Raw genomic sequence first — 17,161 nt, 5'->3', positions numbered from 1 at the left:
CGTTCAGCCGCCGAGGGCGGGAATGATCCGCGCTCCGTACGCGTCGATGGTGGCTTCCTTCGCATCGTGCATGGCGTAGAGCGCGAACTGGTCCACACCCAGCGCCCGGAGTTCCCGCAGCTTGTCGAGATGGGCCTCGGGCGGGCCCAGCAGGCAGAAGCGGTCCACGATCGCGTCCGGCACGAAGGCGGTGTCCGGGTTGCCGGTCCGGCCGTGGTGGGCGTAGTCGTAGCCGTCCCGGGCCTTGATGTAGTCCGTCAGCTCGTCCGGGACCATCCCGGAGTGCGCGCCGTAGCGGCCGACGAGGTCGGCGACGTGGTTGCCCACCATGCCGCCGAACCAGCGGCACTGCTCGCGGGCGTGGTCGAGGTCGTCGCCCACGTAGGCGGGCGCGGCGACGCAGATCGTGATGGCGGCCGGGTCGCGGCCGGCGTCCACCGCGGCCCGGCGGACGGCCTTGATCATCCATTCGGTCAGATAGGGGTCGGCGAGCTGGAGGATGAAACCGTCCGCCAGCCGGCCGGTCATGGCGAGGGCCTTGGGCCCGTACGCGGCCATCCAGACGGGGAGTCTGCCGTTCTCGACCCAGGGGATCCGCAGCCGCCGCCCGCCGACGTCCGCCTCCCGGCCCTCGGCCAGGTCGCGGATGACGCCGATCGATTCGCCCAGCCGGGCCAGGGTGTTGGGGGCCCGTCCGGCCACCCGCATCGCGGAGTCGCCGCGTCCGATGCCGCAGACCGTGCGGTTGCCGAACATCTCGTTGAGCGTGGCGAAGGTGGAGGCGGTGACCTCCGGGGTGCGGGTGGAGGGGTTGGTGACCATCGGGCCGACGATCAGCCGCTCGGTGTGTTCCAGGATGCGGCTGTAGATGACGAACGGTTCCTCCCACAGCACGGAGGAGTCGAAGGTCCAGCCGTAGCGGAAGCCGTTGCGCTCGGCGCGGCTCATCAGCTCCACGACGGCGGACGCGGGCGGGTCGGTCTGGAGGACAACTCCGAAATCCACAGCGGCACTCCTTGACTGAGGTACGGACACGCGCCGTGCCGGGTACGGGCGGCACGGATACGGGGTACGGATACGCGCCTAGACGAGGTACTGGCAGGTGCCGCGCGGGATGTACTGCCCGTGGCCCGCGCGGCCGGTGAACTCGCGCCGGTCGATGACGAGTTCACCGCGGGAGAGGACCGTCTCCACCCGTCCGGTGAGCCGCTTGCCCTCGTACGCCGAGTAGTCGACGTTCATATGGTGGGTCGCGGCGGAGACGGTCTGTTCGGCGGTGGGGTCGTAGAGGACGATATCGGCGTCGGTGCCGGGGGCGATGGTGCCCTTCTTCGGGTAGAGGCCGAACATCCGGGCCGGGGTGGCGCAGGCGATCTCGATCCAGCGGCGGCGGCTGATGCGCCCTTCCACGACGCCCTGGTGGAGGAGGTCCATCCGGTTCTCCACACCGGGCAGGCCGTTGGGGATACGGGAGAAGTCGCCGCGGCCCAGTTCCTTCTGGCCCCGGAAGCAGAAGGGGCAGTGGTCTGTGGAGACCACCTGGAGGTCGTTGGTCCGCAGCCCGCGCCAGAGCGCCTCCTGGTGCTCGCGCGGGCGCAGCGGCGTACTGCACACATATTTGGCGCCCTCGAAGTCCGGCTCCGCGAGGTTGTCGGTGGACAGGAACAGATACTGCGGGCAGGTTTCGCCGAAGACGTTCAGCCCCTTGTCGCGGGCCTGCATCAGCTCCGCGACGGCCTCCTCGGCGGAGACGTGCACGACGTAGAGCGGTGCGCCGGCGATCCGGGCGAGCTGGATGGTGCGGTGGGTGGCCTCGGCTTCGAGGAGGACGTGCCGGACCTCGCCGTGGTAGCGCGGATCGGTCCGGCCGGCCGCGAGCGCCTGCTCGACGAGGACGTCGATGGCGATGCCGTTCTCGGCGTGCATCATCGTCAGCCCGCCGTTTCCGGCGGCCTGTTGCATCGCGCGCAGGATCTGTCCGTCGTCGCTGTAGAAGACCCCGGGGTAGGCGGTGAACAGCTTGAAGGACGTCACGCCCTCCTCCACCAGGCGGTCCATCTCCTTGAGCGTGTGGTCGTTCACATCGGAGAGGATCATGTGGAAGGCGTAGTCGATGGCGCACCGGGCGTCTGATTTGGCGTGCCACTGGTCCAGGCCCGCGCGCAGCGCCTGGCCCCGGCTCTGGACCGCGAAGTCGACGACGGTGGTCGTGCCGCCCCAGGCCGCGGCGCGGGTGCCGGTCTCGAAGGTGTCGGCGGAGGAGGTCCCGCCGAACGGGAAGTCGAAGTGGGTGTGGGCGTCCACGCCGCCCGGGAGGACGTACTTGCCGGTGGCGTCGATGGTGCGGTCCGCGGACTCGTGCCAGCTCGCGGCGGACGGGCTGCCGTGCGCGGCGAGGGCGGCGATCCGGCCGTCCTCCACGAGGACATCGGCGTGCATCTCGTCGGCGGCGGTGATGACCAGTCCGCCCCGGATGACCGTACGGCTCACAATCCTGCTCCCTTCCACACCAGCGGCATCCACGGCACCGGAAGGCGGAGCTCGACGCGGACCATCTCCTCGGCAGGTCCGCTCCGCTGACGCCGCGCCACAACCGGTCTACACCCGTAGATTCCGGTCGAGAAGGAGACCGTAGAAGCATGTCACCCCAGGTGGCAAGAGTCCGGCCGGTAATGGGCAGGCGCCGCCGTGTTGCGCGGACGATCAGCTGGACGGGGCAACACCGGGCGGGGCGGGCAGCACGCGGGGCGGGCCGGGGGCGCGCGGAGGGGTGCGGAGGCTCCGTGGTGGGCAGGTAACCGCCGATGCCGTCGGCCGTGCCGTCCGATCGGCGGAGCGGACGCCGCGCAAGGGACGACCTCCGCAGGACGGCGGGCCGGGTACGACCCCCTACGGCGCGGTGTGGCCGGTGGGATGCGGCCGCCACGACGCCATCGGCCGCACGGATCGGTCGGCGCACGGCGGCCGGCGTGACGAAGGCCGGGAGGAAGCCCCCGGCCGAGGACTTCGCGGCTCGGCCTGCAGACATCAGGACTCAAATTCGGATTCGAACTCGGACTCGGACTCGGACTCGGAATCAATCTGCGGACATCAGGTTCAGGACAGCGACATCAGAAAGGCGACACGTCATGGAACAGAGCACGCCCTGGGAGGTTTCCGACGACCGCGGGCGCCTGGCGGTGGCCGGGAGCCGGCCGTTGAGGATCGTGGCGTACATACAGGCCGGGGCGACGCTGTGGGACCACGGCATCCGCCCCGTGGGCATCTTCGGATCCCAGCACGACGGCGCCGGACCCGACCGGGCCAAGAGCGGTGAGCTGCCGCTCGATGACATCCCCTATCTCGGTTCGGGCGGCGCGCTGCACCCGGACACCCTCCTGGCGGCCCGGCCGGACCTCGTGGTGGCCGTCACCTACGACGGCCGGCAGGTCTACGGTCTGGAGCCGAAGACCGCGCTGGAGGTGGAGGCGCACGTCCCGGTGGTGACCGTCGCGGTGGGTCCCGGCCGGGGACTGGCGGAGGTGCGCGAACGGTTCGCGGCGCTCGCCGGTTCGCTGGGCAAGGGTGAACCGCTGTCCGCGGCGGGCGAGTTGGACGCCGCGGAGGACGCGCTGCGGCAGGCGACCGGGGGCCCTCGCCGGCCGCGGGTGCTGGCGCTGTCGCCGGCCGGACCGGAGCGGGTGCATCTGGCCCGGCCGAGCGCCTGGCCCGATCTGCGGGCGCTGGCCGAGCACGGTGTCGGCCTGCTGGAGCCGGCCGGCGGCGCCGGTACGAACTGGTCCACGGTCGGCTGGGCGGAGGCCGCGGCGCTGGCGGCGGACATCGTGCTGACGGACGTACGGGCCAACGCCGCCCGGCCCGAAGCGCTGCGCGCCGACGAGAACTGGCGGGCGATCGAGGCCCGCGCGCGGCTCATACCGTGGAATCCGGAAGCTCCGTGCAGCCGTCGCGCGCACACCCGGTTCTTCGCGTCGATGGCCGAGACGATTCGGGAGACAGCCGGGTCGTGACCCGCCTCCGCCGGTGGCCGTGCCCCGCCTCCTCGGACGGCGGCCGGGGCGGCGGACCACGTCGGCACGGGCATTCGCGGCACGACAACGGCGCGCGGCACCGGCGCCCCGGACGCGGTGATCAGCACCGGCCCCACCCCGTGCACCGCGCCCTCCCCGCACCCCCTTGACGGGGTCTGGAAACAAACCTAACTTTCACTCGCATCCCATCCCCCCACTCCGGGAGCCCGTGATGAAGCGACCCTTAACTCCCCATGTCCGATGGGGAGTTGCTCTCCTGGCCAGCCTCGCGCTGGTCGGCACCTGGACGGCGTCGGCCGCCGAGGAGTCATCGGCGCCGGCCGGCCGGGCGGGTGCCGCCACGCACCGCGCGGCGCCGCTGTGGCGCGCCGATCCGGCCCGGGGCCTGGCCTCCTTCGAGGGCACCGAGACCAAGCCCGGCTCGGTGCGGGTCGTCGACGATCCGGCCGGCCGGTACGGCAAGTCGTTCCAGCTGCACACCTCGGGCGAGAAGATCGACGACGCCACCCGGGTCCGGGTCGAGACCCGGGGCCACCGCACCGCCGACGGATCCCGGCTGCGCTTCGCGAAGGAGGGCGACGTCTACTACGTCGGCTGGCGGTCGATGTGGGGGCCGCTGCCGACGAAGAAGGGCAACTGGGTGGTCCTGTGGCAGCTCAAGGACTACGGCTCGGGCGCCGCGATGCCGCCGCTCTCGCTGCGCGCGCGGGGTGACGGCACCGTCGACCTGGAGTACTGCGACCCGGATCTGAAGACCACACAGCTGTGGCACACCGGGCTCACGCTCAACACCTGGCACGACTTCGTCGTGGGAATCAAGATCTCCGAGGACCCCGCCAAGGGCTGGGTCGAGCTCTGGCACGACGGCACGGCCCAGCGGCTGACCGGTGGCACCGAGCAGTACCGGGCGGCGACCCTGCGCGGCGACTGGGTCACCGACAAGTGGGGCGTCTACCGCTCCGACGGCGTCACGGGCCAGGCCACCGCCTACCTCAACAGCCCGGCGGTCGGCCGGACTTACGGGGACGCCGCCCCCTGACGCGCCCGGGGACGCCGGTCCCGGCGCGTCCACGCCGGTGCCGGTGAAGCTGCTACCGGAGACCCCGGCCCGGCGCCGCGTCCGACGACGTCCGGGCCGGCCACCCCACGAAGACGGGCAGGCCCGCCGGAGCCGGCGGCCCCCATATCACCGCCCGCCCGGTCCGCCGCTACCGAGGGGCGATCGTCTTGACCCAGTCGTCGACGGTGACGACATCCGCCCACTGCGGGAACAGCCGCTCCATGAGGACCCGGTGCAGCTCCGGGGCGGTGTCCAGACAGGCGTCGGAGAGGACGGCGAGGCCGAAGTCCAGGTCGTTCGCCTGGCACAGGGTGGACAGCACCACCGCGCTGGTGGCGATGCCGGTGAGCACGAGGCTGTCGATACCGCGCGCCCTGAGCACCATGTCGAGATCGCTGCCCGAGAACGCACTCGCCCGTCTCTTGGTGACCACCACATCGCCCGGCCGGGGCGCGACCTCGGGGTGGATCTCCGTACCCGGGGCGCCCTCGACGAAGAGGCCGGCCTCTGCGATAGCGGTGAGAGCCCTGTTGCGCGTGCCGACTTCCGGGAAGCCGGGGCGGAACTCGATGACCACGTAGATCACGGGGATGTCCGCCACCCGGGCCCCATCGATCGCCCTGCGCAGGCGTGGCAGGTATCCGGAGCCGTCGTCGACGATGTCCACGATGGCTTGTTGGACGTCCATCACGAGAAGGGCGCTGCTCATATCGTCTCCAGGAGCGAAGTCGGTTCGGCATGGGAACGGGCCGGGTTCGCCATATTCGGATCCTGCTCGGCCCCGGGCACGGTGGTGATGCGCCCGTCGGGCGGGACGGGACGGGCACAGGCACTCAGCCGGCGGTCCGTGCGACGTATGGCGAACAACGCCGCCCGGCACGCCTGGTGGAGAGCCCGGCCAACCCGGCACACCGCCGATCATCGCTCATCCGGCTCACCGACGAGGGCCGGGCCGCGATCGGTGCGGTACGGGCCCCGTGAGCAGCGCGCACCACGGCGTCAAGCCGACGGCGGTCCGGCCGTGGCCGACATCGACGTCGCCGCCGCGCCCCGGTGCGCTGCATGCGCTGTTCGGCAACGTGGATGCCGGCTGAGCCACGATGTGGCCGGGTAACGATGGACGGCAGACCCTACGCGGCAGCCCACCGCTGCTGGGCCGTCCGCAGTGCGTCCGCGAGCAGGTCCGCGCCCTCCTCCGCCTCGGCGACGGTCAGGGACATCGGGGGTGCGATGCGCAGCGTGGCGCCGCCCAGGCCGCCCTTGCCCACCAGCAGGCCGCGTTCGCGGGCGGTCTCCAGGACGAGGGCGGCGGCCTCGGGGGACGGTTCGCCGGTGCCGGGGCGGACGAGTTCGATGCCGATCATCAGGCCCCGGCCGCGCACTTCCCGTACCACGTCGAGTCCGGCCGAGACCGCCCGCAGCCGCTCGATGAGCAGCCCGCCGACGCGCCTGGCGTTGCCCGGCAGATCGTGTTCCAGGAGGTAGGTGAGGTTGGCCAGGCCCGCGGCCATGGTGACCGGGCTGCCGCCGAAGGTCGAGATGGAGTTCGCGGGGAGCGCGTTCATCACCTCGGCACGGGCCACCACGCCGCCGATGGACATCCCGTTGCCGATCCCCTTGGCGAAGGTGAGCAGGTCCGGCGGGCCGTTGTCGGCGTGTGCCTGCCAGCCCCAGAAGTGGTCGCCGGTCCGGCCCCAGCCGGTCTGCACCTCGTCGCTGATCCAGAGGATGCCGTGCCGGGTGAGCACCTCGCGGAACGCCGCGTACAGGCCGTCCGGTGGTGCGGTGAACCCGCCGACGCCCTGCACCGGTTCGGCGATCAGCGCGGCGACGCCGCCCGCGGTCTGCTGGAGCATGTCCTCCAGGTCGGCGACGCACGCCGCGGTGTACGCACCGTCGTCCAGCTCCGCGAACGGGCCGCGGCCGCGCACCCCGCCGTGCACGTAGAGCGTCTGGAGCGGCGAGAGGCTCGTCGGCGACCAGCTGGTGTTGCCGGTGACGCCGATGGCCGAGAACGACCGGCCGTGGTAGCTGTTGCGCATCGCCAGGACCTGGTTGGACCCGCGGTACGCCGTGGCCAGCAGCAGGGCGGCGTCGTTGGCCTCGGTGCCCGAGGTGGTGAAGAAGACCCGGGCGTCCGGGATGCCGGAGAGCGCGGCGATCCGCTCCGCCAGCTCGACCATGGGGCGGGAGAGGTACTGCGTGGAGGTGTGGATGATCCGGCCGGCCTGTTCGGCGACGGCCCGGGTCACCTCGGGCAGCGCGTGCGCCGTCATGGTGGTCAGGATGCCGCCGAAGAAGTCGAGGTAGCGGTTGCCCTCGGCGTCCCAGACGTGCCGGCCCTCGCCGTGGGTCAGTTCGAGCGGCCGCTCGTAGAAGAGGCCGAGCCAGGACGGCAGGACGGCCTGGTGGCGGGCGTACAGGCTCGCGGAGTCGTGGGTCACGGCCGCACCAGGCCCTCGTAGGCGTCGGGGCGGCGGTCACGGTAGAACGCCCACTGCTGCCGCACCTCGTCGATCAGCCCGAAGTCGAGGTCACGGATGACCAGTTCCTCTTTGGAGTCGCTGGCGACCTCGCCGACGAACCGGCCGCGCGGGTCGACGAAGTAGCTGGTGCCGTAGAAGTCGTTGTCGCCGTACTCCTCGACGCCGACCCGGTTGATCGCCGCGATGAAGTACTCGTTGGCGACGGCCGCCGCGGGCTGCTCCAGCTGCCAGAGGTAGCCGGACAGGCCGCGGGAGGTGGCGGAGGGGTTGTAGACGAGCTGGGCGCCGTTGAGGCCCAACTGCCGCCAGCCTTCGGGGAAGTGGCGGTCGTAGCAGATGTAGACGCCGATCTTGCCGACGGCGGTGTCGAAGACCGGCCAGCCGGCGTTCCCCGGCTTGAAGTAGTACTTCTCCCAGAAGCCCTTGACCTGTGGGATGTGGTGCTTCCGATAGCTGCCCAGGAAGGTGCCGTCGGCGTCGATGACGGCCGCGGTGTTGTAGTAGAAGCCGGACTGCTCGACCTCGAAGACGGGCACCACGATCACCATGCCGGTCTCGCGGGCGAGTTGCTGCATCCGGCGGACGGTCGGGCCGTCGGGTACCGGCTCGGCCCAGCGGTAGTGCTCCGGCTCCTGGACCTGGCAGAAATAGGGGGCGTTGAAGACCTCTTGGAAGCCGATGACCTTCGCGCCCTGCGCGGCGGCCGCGCGGGCGTGTTCCTCGTGCTTCGCGATCATCGATTCGGTGTCGCCGGTCCAGGTCGCCTGAACCAGTGCGGCACGCACAACATCGGCCATGAGCTGCTCCTTTGTCGGTGCGTCACCCTGCGTACCACGCGGGTCTACGCGTGTGGAGGCGACCGTAAGCCCCGCCACGCACGGTGGCAAGACCATCTTCCGTGCGGCGCGTCCGTACCGGGCGTACCGGGCGGGCCCGCCCGGCACCCGGCGGCGGAGCGCTTCCGGCGGGAGTGACGGCCTCGCCGGGGGCAGCCCTGCCGGAACGTAAAAGACAGGCAAACTTGCAAGTTTACCTGTGCATCCCCTACGCTCGGCGCATGCCGGAAAAAGATCAGGAACATCTGGCCACCGACCTCGGCGCGACCGTGTCGCAGCTGATGCGCCATCTGCGCGCGGCCTCCCCGCAGGGCGAACTCACCCCGACCCAGCGGTCGGTCATCTGGCGGATCGACACCGGCGGACCGGCCACCACCGCGGCGCTCGCCCGCGCCGAACTGGTCCGCCCGCAGTCGATGCGGCTGACGCTCGGCGCGCTGGAAGAGAGCGGTGTGGTCGCCCGCAGCCCGCATCCGACGGACGGGCGCCAGGTCGTCTTCTCGCTCACCGAGGAGGGCCGCCGGATGCTCGGCGTGGTGCGGCAGGCCAAGCACAACTGGCTCGCGGTGGCCATCGCCGAGCGGCTGACCCCCGAGGAACAGCGGACCCTCGCCACGGCGACCGGGCTGATGCGCCGGCTGATGCAGGAATGACGGACTCCCCACCGGCCGGCCCGGACGGGATAGCCGGCCCCGCCACGGCCCCCCTCGGCACCGCCGGTCCCACGGCTCCCACCGGTCCGCCGGCCCGCACCGGCACCCGCCGGGCTCCCGGCTCGGCCGATCCCGGTCCGGGCGCTCCCGGCCCCGCCGACCGCGCCTTCGGTGCCCGGCTGATGACGCCGCTGCTGCTCGGCTCGGCGCTGAACCCCATCAACTCGACGATGATCGCCACCGCCCTGGTCGCCATCGGCGAGGACTTCCACGTCGGCGCCGCCGACACCGCCTGGCTCATCTCCGCGATGTTCCTCGCCAGCGCGGTGGGCCAGCCGTCGATGGGGCGGCTGGCGGACCGGCTCGGCCCGCGCCGGGTCTTCACCGCCGGTGCGCTGATCGTCTGCGTCGCGGGCCTGCTCGGCGCCCTCGCGCCCACCTTCACCCTGCTGGTCGTCTCGCGGGTGGTGCTCGGGATCGGCACCGCGGCCGCGTACCCCGCCGCGATGGCGATGCTGCGCGCCGAGTCGCGGCGGACGGGGCTGCCCACGCCCCGGCGCATACTCGGCCGGCTCTCGCTCGCCGCGCTGGGCAGCGCCGCCGTCGGCCCCACGCTCGGCGGGCTGCTGGCCGTCACGACGGGCTGGCGCGGGGTCTTCGCCGTGAACGTCCCGCTCGCGCTGGTCGCCCTGGTCTGCGGGCTGCGGTGGCTGCCCGCCGATCCTGGGCGCGGCAAGAACGGGCCCGCACCGGCCGCCACCGGCGACGCGCCGACGGGCGGTTCCCTCGACCCGCTGGGCATCGGGCTGTTCGCCGCGACCCTGACCACGGCGATGTTCTTCCTGCTGCGCCTCGACGACCCTCGGTGGCCGCTGCTCGCCCCCACCGTCCTGCTGGCGGCCGTCCTGGTGTGGTGGCAGCTCCGGCATCCGGCGCCCTTCCTCGACCTGCGGATGCTCGCCCGCAACCGCGCGCTGGTGCGCACCTACCTGCGGCACGGGCTGACGTATCTCGTCATCTACGGCGTGCTCTACGGGTTCAGCCAGTGGCTGGAGCAGGCACACGGCTACTCGTCCTTCCACGCCGGCCTGATCATGCTGCCGATGTCCGCTGCGGCCGCCTGCTGTTCGCTGGCCGGCGCCCGGACGAAGGGCATCCGCGCCCCGCTGACGATCGCCGCGGTCGCGCTCGCGGCGGGCGGCGGGGTCCTCCTGCTGCTGCACGACGGCACCCCGCTCGGCGCGCTGCTCTTCGCCGGGGCGCTCTTCGGCATCCCGCAGGGCCTGGCCGCCACCGGCAATCAGGCCGCCGTCTACGCCCAGGCCCCGGCCGACGGCGTCGGTGCGGCCGCCGGGCTCCAGCGCACCGCCCAGTACCTCGGCGCGATCAGCGCTTCGAGCCTGATCGGGCTGGTGTACGGGCGGCGCGCGACGGATACCGGGCTGCACGAGATCGCCGGGCTCGGCGTCCTCCTCGGCGTCGTACTGCTCGCGCTGACCCTCACCGACCGCTCACTGCGGACCGGCGCCGCCCGGACGGCCGACGGCTGACCGGCCGGACGGCGCCGCACCGCCCCTAGAGGGCTCCACAGTCCCCCCTCCGGCCACGCCGGAACCACCCGTTACGTCAAAGGAGTTCACCGTGCCCGCCACGACCCTCGACGCCAGGACCGCCCTGGTCCTGATCGATCTCCAGAAGGGCATCGCCGCCCTGCCTACCGTCCACCCCACCGACGAGATCATCGCGCGCGGTGCGCGGCTCGCCGCCGCCTTCCGCGCGCACGGGCTGCCCGTCGTCCTGGTGAACGTCGCGGGCCGCGCGCCGGGCCGTACGGAGTCCGGCCCGGGCGACGGCACGCCGCTGCCCGCCGACTGGGCCGAGCTGGTGCCCGAACTCGACCGGCAGCCCACCGACATCACCGTCACCAAGCAGCAGTGGGGCGCCTTCCACGGCACGGGCCTGGACCTGGAGCTGCGCCGCCGCGGCGTGACCCAGGTGGTGTTCGGCGGCATCGCCACCAGCATCGGCGTGGAGTCCAGCGCCCGCGCCGCGCACGAGCACGGCTACCACGTCACCGTCGCCACCGACGCGGTGACGGACCCCGACGAGGCGGCGCACCGCCGCAGTCTGGAGCGGATCTTCCCGCTGCTCGGCGAGACGGACACGACCGCCGCGATCATCGCGCTCCTCGGCTGACGGCGCCGAGCGGCGGCCGGCCGGTATCGGCGGACGGCAGCGGGTACCCCCGCCGTCAGCCGGTGACCGGATGTCCGGCGGGCCGCCGCTCGTGCCAGCGCAGATCGTCCTGGAGCTGCGCGGCCAGCGAGATCAGCCGCGGCTCGGTGTGCGCCGGGCCGAGCAGCTGGGCGCCCAACGGCAGCCCGCCGGTGCTGAATCCGGCGGGCACGCTCACCCCCGGCCAGCCCAGCACGTTCCACGGCCAGGCGTACGGACAGGCGGCGATCATGGCCTGATCCGTACGCCAGCCGTTCAGCTTCGCGAAGGTGCCGACGCGCGGCGGCGGGGTGGCGGTGGTCGGTGTCAGCAGCACGTCGTACGGGCCGAACAGCGCCCCGATGCGCTCCTGTTGACGCTTCTCGGCGGCGCGCGCCCGGCGCAGTACCGGGCCGCCCAGCAGCCGTCCCAGCCGCGCCGCCTCCCGGGTCCGGGGGTCCAGCAGGGCGCGGTCGGGTACCCGTGCCGCCCACTCCCCCACCCCGGCCGTCGCGCGCGGCACGAAGGAGAGCCCGACCAGGCCGTAGTCCGGTTCGGCGGCCTCGACGTGGTGGCCGAGGCGGGCCAGCGTACGGGCCAGACCGGTGACCGCCGCCCGGACCTCCGGGTGCAGTGGTGTGGACGTACCGGTGAAGGCGGGCTTCCAGGACAGCGCGATGCGCAGCCGCCCCGGATCGCGGCCGGCCGCCTCGCGCGCGCCGATGACGGGCGGGCGGTGCAGATCGCCGGTGTGGTTGCCGCTCGCGACGTCCAGCAGCAGCGCCGCGTCCTCGACCGTGCGGGCCAGCGGGCCGATCCCGGTGATCCCCTGAAAGGACTCGGGGTCGGGCCAGGTGGAGATGCGGCCGCGCTGGGGCTTGATGCCGACGAGATGGGTCCAGGCCGCGGGGATCCGTACCGAGCCCGCGCCGTCGGTGCCGAGCGCGGCCGGTACCAGTCCGGCGGCGACCGCGGCGGCCGAACCGCCGGACGAGCCGCCCGGGGTGTGGGCGAGGTGCCACGGGTTGCGGGTCTCGCCGAACGCCGGTCCCTCGGTGAACGGCCACTGTCCGAGTTCGCAGGCGTTGGTCTTGCCGACGATCACCGCACCGGCCGCGCGCAGCCGCCGGACGACCTCGGCGTCCCGTGCCTTGGGCGGAAAGTCTCCGGCGCAGCCGAACGCGGTCGGCTCACCCGCCACATCCGTATCGTCCTTGACCGCGACCGGCACACCGAGCAGCGGCAGCCGTTCGCCGGTGGCCAGCCTGCGGTCGGCGGCCTCGGCCTCCGCCAGCGCCGCCTCGGCACGGACCCGCCGGAAGGCGTTGACGCTGCTCTGGGTGGCCGCGATGCGGGCCAGCGACCGCTGGACGAGCGCGACCGAGGTCACCCGGCCGTCGGCGAGCGCCCGCGCCTGCTCGGCGAGCCCTTCCCACTCCCCGGCAGCCCCGGTCGGTCCGGCCGGTACGGGCCCGGTCTCGCTCTCCCGGCTCTCGTCAACGCTCACGGTGCGCGCCCTCCTGGGACCGTTCATTCGAACAAACGGTCCCAGGAGGGTAGTCGTCACGCCCACGGCCGACAATGCCGCCGCGCTGCGGGACGCCCGGACGGCACACGGAAGTAACGCGGAAGACACACGGACGGCAGATGCCGGCCGCCGCCCCGGACCGACCGCCCGGCGCGAAGACCACCGCTACGACCGGTGGACCACCATCGCGGATCCGCCGCCGCGCCGTACCTTCTCGGCCGCCGCGAGCCAGCGCCCGTCCGGCAGCCGCTGGACGCCGGTAGCCGCCCCGATCTCCGGGTTCTCCTTGAACACCTGGCCGATCGCTTCGAGTTGGCCGCGCAGCGGGCTGTTCCACAGGGCCGGTTCGAGTTCGGTGGCCGCCGCGTTGCGCTGGCTGGCGCGCGGTGCGGCGATGGCGTCCACCAGCGGCATCCCGCGGTCCAGGTGGTTGACGAGGGTTTGCAGCACGGTCGTGATGATGGTCGCGCCGCCCGGCGAGCCGAGCGCCACCACCGGCCGGCCGTCGCGCAGCACGATCGTCGGCGAGATGGACGAGCGCGGCCGCTTACCGGGGCCGGGCAGGTTCGGGTCGTGCACGGCCGGGTTCGCGGGCGCGAAGGAGAAGTCGGTCAGCTCGTTGTTGAGCAGGAAGCCGCGGCCCGGTACGACGATGCCGCTGCCGCCGGTCTGCTCGATGGTGAGGGTGTAGGCGACGACGTTGCCCCACTTGTCGGCGACGGTCAGATGCGTGGTGTTCTCACCCTCGTACGTCGTCGGAGCCGCCTGGCCGCCGGTGTCGCAGCGCTGGGGGTGGCGCGGGTCGCCCGGCGCGAGCGGGCTGGTGAGCGCCGCGTCGTCCTTGATCAGGCAGGCCCGCGAGTCGGCGAACCGCTGCGAGGTCAGGCCCTTGGTCGGCACCTTCTCGTACGCCGGGTCGCCCACCCAGCGGCCGCGGTCGGCGAAGGCGATCCGGCTGGCCTCGATGTAGCGGTGCAGGTACTGCTTCTCGCTCAGCCGTGAAATGTCGCTCTTCGAGAGGATGTTGAGCGCCTCGGCGACGCTGGTGCCGCCGGACGAGGACGGCCCCATGCCGTAGACGTCCAGTCCGCGGTAGGTGGTGTGGGTCGGCGCCTCGCCGCGCACCCGGTAGGCCCGCAGGTCCTTGGCGGTGAGGTCGCCGGGCCGCACCTGCCGGGTGGCGCCGGGGCGCACCGGCGGCCGCTGCACCGTCCGCACGATGTCCTGGCCCAGCTTCCCGCGGTAGAGCGCACCGACGCCCTTCCTCGCCAACTCCCCGTAGGTACGCGCCAGATCGGGGTTCTTCAGCTGCGAGCCGACCGCCGGGAGCTTGCCCCCGGGCAGGAAGATGGCGGCGGTCGCGGGGAAGTCCCGGAAGCGGGCCTCGTTGTCCGCGGTCTGCCGGCGGAACGTCTCGTCGACGGTGAAACCGTGCTCGGCCAGATCCTGTGCGGGCCGCAGCACCTGGCCCAGCGACCGGCTGCCCCACTTGCGCAGGGCGGTGTCCCAGGTGGCGGGGGTGCCGGGGGTGCCGACGCTCAGCCCGCTGGTGACGGCGTCGTCGAACGGGATCGGCTTGCCGCTCTCCAGGAAGAGGTCCTTGCCCGCCGAGCGCGGCGCCGTCTCCCGCCCGTCGAGGGTCCGTACGGTCCGGGACCTCGCGTCGTAGTAGACGAAGTAGCCACCGCCGCCGACCCCCGCGGAGTAGGGCTCGGTGACGCCGAGCGCGGCGGCGGTGGCGACCGCCGCGTCCACGGCGTTGCCGCCCTTCTTCAGTACCGCTATACCGGCGGCCGAGGCGTCCGCGTCGACGCTGGACACCGCGCCGCCGGAGCCTATGGCGACCGGGGTCTTGGCCGGTGCGGCAGCGGGGGCCGCCGGACCGGAGTGCGGTGCGCCGCCGGGTTGCGGTGGCGCTGACTGGGCGGCGGCGGGGACCGCCACCAGGGAGCCGGCCAGCGCGGCGGCCGCTCCCAGGACGGTGAGGCGTCGGGCGTTCGACATACCGGAATATCCTCCAAAGTGCGCGCGGGGGGCGGCAGCGGGCGGAGCATACTCGGGGGATTTGCGGGACGATAGAGGGCGCGACGGCGGCCCGTCCCCTATGCCGGTACGGGCCGGATATGCCCGTACGGATCGGGTGCGCCGCGCCGATAGAGGTACCGGCACGGGCCGGGGGCTGCACATCTCTGACGTGCCGTCTCGGATCCGATGTGCCGGCCCGGAGCGCGGGTATCCGCTCGGGTCCGAAGCGCGCGCACAGAGCGCATATGTCCGCATGGACCAGCCGTGTCGGCACGTATCAGATGTGTCCGTACGGACCGGGACAAGCCCGCCCAGCCGCCCGCCCCGCCTTCGAACACGCTCCCGGACTGCGGCTACGCTCGCCCGCCATGGACGACACCCTGCTGCTCCTGACCGTGCCGGCGGCGGCCCTCATCGTGGGGCTCGCGGCCGGCTGGGCCGTGCGATCGGCGGCGGCCCGCCGGAAGCTCACCCGTGAACGGGACTTCTTCGGTCTGCCGGCCGGTTCGGAGTGTGTGCTGGTCACCCACCGGGACAGCGCCTCGGCCCACTGGAGCATCCCCCGCCATGACGCGCTGGCGCTGCTCGGGCTGGCCGCGGTGGTCGAGAACTGCGGGGCGCACCCCGAGGTCGCACCGCACGACACCGGCCTCCAGGGGTTCGGGGCGCGCACCGAGTTCTGTGTCGGCGACCCGACCGCGCACCGCCGGCTGGCCTCGCACCTGACCAGTCTGCTGCCGGGCGTCACCGTGCAGCCGGGCGACGAGCTGGGGATGAGCCGCGGCACCTTCGTGATCGGCGGCTCGACGTACCGGATGGAGCCCGGGGCGCTCGAATACGTCCTGCTGGCCCGTCTGACGGCGGGTGAGGGCGGCCGGCCGGTGTTCCTGGCGGCCGGCCAGCGCCCGGTCACGCATCGGGCCGCCGTCCGCCACCTCGTCCGCAACCGAACCAGGCTGGCCCGCCGGTACGGCGCCGAGGGCCAGTTCTGCCTGCTGCTGAAGGTGGTCAACTCGCAGGCGTACGGACCCGATGTCGTCGAGTTGGTGGCGGATGTCACCAAGGCCGCGACCGCCCCCGCCGAGGTGCGGGGCCACCGGGCGGCGGCCTGACCGTCCCGGGGCCCGCCCGGCGCGCCACCCCGGTTCGGCCGAATTCCCGGCGGCGACCCGGCCCGCGAGCGGGGAGACGGGGGATCTGCGAAGCTCGAAGGCATGATCGCCGGTCTCCGTTCCACGGTCCTGCGCTGGACCGGTCTGCTGCCCATCGTGGCAATCGTCCTGCTGGCACTGACCTGGGGACGGACACTGCCGGCCGCGCTGGTCGCCGTGGTCTCCTGCTTCCTGGCCGGGGCAGTGCTCGCCGCGGTGCACCACGCCGAGGTGATCGCGCACCGCGTGGGCGAGCCGTTCGGGTCACTCATCCTGGCGGTCGCGGTGACGATCATCGAGGTGGCGCTGATCGTCACACTGATGGTCGACGGCGGCGAGAAGAACGCCGGGCTGGCCCGGGACACCGTCTTCGCGGCGGTGATGATCACCTGCAACGGCATCGTCGGCCTCAGCCTGCTGGTCGGCTCGCTCAAACGCCGGGTGGCCGTCTTCAACCCCGAGGGGACCGGCGCGGCGCTGGCGACCGTCACCACACTGGCCGGCCTCAGCCTGGTCCTGCCGACGTTCACCACCACCACGCCGGGCCCGCGCTTCTCCCCACCGCAGCTGGTCTTCGCCGCCCTCGCCGCGCTGACGCTCTACGGGCTGTTCGTGGCCACGCAGACCGTCCGGCACCGGGACTACTTCCTGCCGGTGACCTCGGCGGGCAAGGTGATCGACGCCGAGGACCACGCCGACCCGCCGTCGGCGCAGGCCGCGCTCTTCAGCCTCGGTGAGCTGGCGCTGGCCCTGATCGCGGTGGTCGGGCTGGCCAAAACCGTCTCCCCGACCATCGAGTCCGGTGTGGCCGCGGCCGGTCTGCCGCCCTCCGCCGTCGGGGTCGTCATCGCGCTGCTGGTCCTGCTGCCGGAGACCATCGCGGCGGTCCGCGCGGCCCGCCGCGACCGGGTGCAGACCAGCCTCAACCTCGGCCTGGGCTCGGCGGTGGCCAGCATCGGCCTGACCATTCCCGCGGTCTCGCTGGCCACCGTCTGGCTGAAGGGCCCCCTGGTCCTGGGCCTGGGCGCCAGCCATATGGTGCTGCTCGCCCTCACCGTCGTCGTCGGCACGCTGACGGTGATCCCCGGCCGTGCCACCCCGTTGCAGGGCGGCGTCCACCTCGCCCTGCTGGCCGCGTACATCGTGCTGGCCGTCAGCCCCTGAGAAGGCGCGCGAC

14 protein-coding genes and 1 pseudogene are annotated in these 17,161 nt (G+C 72.9%); 8 read left to right on the top strand and 7 right to left on the bottom strand.

Going from position 1 to position 17,161, the window contains the following annotated elements; all coding sequences use genetic code 11:
- Positions 1 to 3: 3 nt before the first annotated feature.
- Both IH09_RS19815 and hydA read right to left on the bottom strand, forming a co-directional pair.
- Positions 4 to 1,005, bottom strand: coding sequence for a TIGR03842 family LLM class F420-dependent oxidoreductase (locus IH09_RS19815; protein WP_052858129.1), 1,002 nt, complete (start codon positions 1,003 to 1,005; stop codon positions 4 to 6).
- A 78-nt stretch (positions 1,006 to 1,083) separates the two neighbouring features.
- Positions 1,084 to 2,490, bottom strand: coding sequence for a dihydropyrimidinase (gene hydA, locus IH09_RS19810; protein ID WP_381526288.1), 1,407 nt, complete (start codon positions 2,488 to 2,490; stop codon positions 1,084 to 1,086).
- A gap of 638 nt (positions 2,491 to 3,128) precedes the next feature.
- On the opposite strand from hydA, the gene IH09_RS19805 reads away from it, so the two are divergent.
- Positions 3,129 to 4,010, top strand: a complete 882-nt coding sequence (locus IH09_RS19805; protein WP_052858124.1) for an ABC transporter substrate-binding protein — start codon at positions 3,129 to 3,131, stop codon at positions 4,008 to 4,010.
- Between the two features lie 232 nt (positions 4,011 to 4,242).
- Entirely contained in the window at positions 4,243 to 5,070 is an 828-nt protein-coding gene (locus IH09_RS19800) for a heparin lyase I family protein (RefSeq protein WP_052858121.1), read from the top strand.
- 169 nt (positions 5,071 to 5,239) lie between these two features.
- On the opposite strand, the gene IH09_RS19795 is transcribed toward IH09_RS19800, so the two are convergent.
- The gene (locus IH09_RS19795; RefSeq protein ID WP_052858118.1) at positions 5,240 to 5,800 is read right to left on the bottom strand and encodes a cysteine hydrolase family protein; all 561 of its coding nucleotides are present in this window, start codon (positions 5,798 to 5,800) and stop codon (positions 5,240 to 5,242) included.
- A 108-nt stretch (positions 5,801 to 5,908) separates the two neighbouring features.
- On the opposite strand from IH09_RS19795, the pseudogene IH09_RS39985 reads away from it, so the two are divergent.
- A pseudogene (locus IH09_RS39985) lies at positions 5,909 to 6,066 on the top strand (MarR family winged helix-turn-helix transcriptional regulator); the annotation flags it as partial.
- Between the two features lie 155 nt (positions 6,067 to 6,221).
- Here the strand turns inward: IH09_RS39985 and IH09_RS19790 are convergent.
- Together IH09_RS19790 and IH09_RS19785 are read right to left on the bottom strand one after the other, a co-directional pair.
- Positions 6,222 to 7,535: an aminotransferase class III-fold pyridoxal phosphate-dependent enzyme gene (locus IH09_RS19790; protein ID WP_052858115.1), complete on the bottom strand. Its 1,314-nt coding sequence runs from the start codon at positions 7,533 to 7,535 to the stop codon at positions 6,222 to 6,224.
- The gene (locus IH09_RS19785) at positions 7,532 to 8,374 is read right to left on the bottom strand and encodes a nitrilase-related carbon-nitrogen hydrolase (RefSeq protein ID WP_052858113.1); all 843 of its coding nucleotides are present in this window, start codon (positions 8,372 to 8,374) and stop codon (positions 7,532 to 7,534) included. Before IH09_RS19785 ends, IH09_RS19790 begins: the two co-directional genes overlap by 4 nt.
- Before the next feature lie 260 nt (positions 8,375 to 8,634).
- Here IH09_RS19785 and IH09_RS19780 point away from each other — a divergent pair, with 260 nt between their 5' ends.
- From IH09_RS19780 to IH09_RS19770, 3 genes are all read left to right on the top strand, one after another.
- A complete protein-coding gene (locus IH09_RS19780; RefSeq protein ID WP_052858110.1) occupies positions 8,635 to 9,066 on the top strand; it encodes a MarR family winged helix-turn-helix transcriptional regulator in 432 nt (143 codons plus the stop codon).
- Positions 9,063 to 10,616, top strand: coding sequence for an MFS transporter (locus IH09_RS19775; RefSeq protein ID WP_240150469.1), 1,554 nt, complete (start codon positions 9,063 to 9,065; stop codon positions 10,614 to 10,616). Before IH09_RS19780 ends, IH09_RS19775 begins: the two co-directional genes overlap by 4 nt.
- 91 nt (positions 10,617 to 10,707) lie before the next feature.
- Entirely contained in the window at positions 10,708 to 11,262 is a 555-nt protein-coding gene (locus IH09_RS19770; protein WP_052858106.1) for an isochorismatase family protein, read from the top strand.
- A gap of 55 nt (positions 11,263 to 11,317) precedes the next feature.
- Here the strand turns inward: IH09_RS19770 and IH09_RS19765 are convergent, their stop codons facing one another.
- Positions 11,318 to 12,787: an amidase gene (locus IH09_RS19765; protein ID WP_052858103.1), complete on the bottom strand. Its 1,470-nt coding sequence runs from the start codon at positions 12,785 to 12,787 to the stop codon at positions 11,318 to 11,320.
- Positions 12,788 to 12,973: 186 nt separating this feature from the next.
- Positions 12,974 to 14,812, bottom strand: coding sequence for a gamma-glutamyltransferase (gene ggt, locus IH09_RS19760; RefSeq protein ID WP_052858101.1), 1,839 nt, complete (start codon positions 14,810 to 14,812; stop codon positions 12,974 to 12,976).
- 389 nt (positions 14,813 to 15,201) lie between these two features.
- On the opposite strand from ggt, the gene IH09_RS19755 reads away from it, so the two are divergent.
- Entirely contained in the window at positions 15,202 to 15,945 is a 744-nt protein-coding gene (locus IH09_RS19755; RefSeq protein ID WP_052858099.1) for a hypothetical protein, read from the top strand.
- Between the two features lie 102 nt (positions 15,946 to 16,047).
- Complete coding sequence (locus IH09_RS19750; protein WP_052858097.1) at positions 16,048 to 17,148, top strand: calcium:proton antiporter; 1,101 nt, start codon at positions 16,048 to 16,050, stop codon at positions 17,146 to 17,148.
- Positions 17,149 to 17,161 lie beyond the last annotated feature (13 nt).

Origin of the sequence: Streptomyces celluloflavus, from assembly GCA_000720995.1 — a bacterium.
GTDB lineage: Bacteria > Actinomycetota > Actinomycetes > Streptomycetales > Streptomycetaceae > Streptomyces > Streptomyces celluloflavus.
This window is presented reverse-complemented; position numbering and strand designations above follow the sequence as displayed.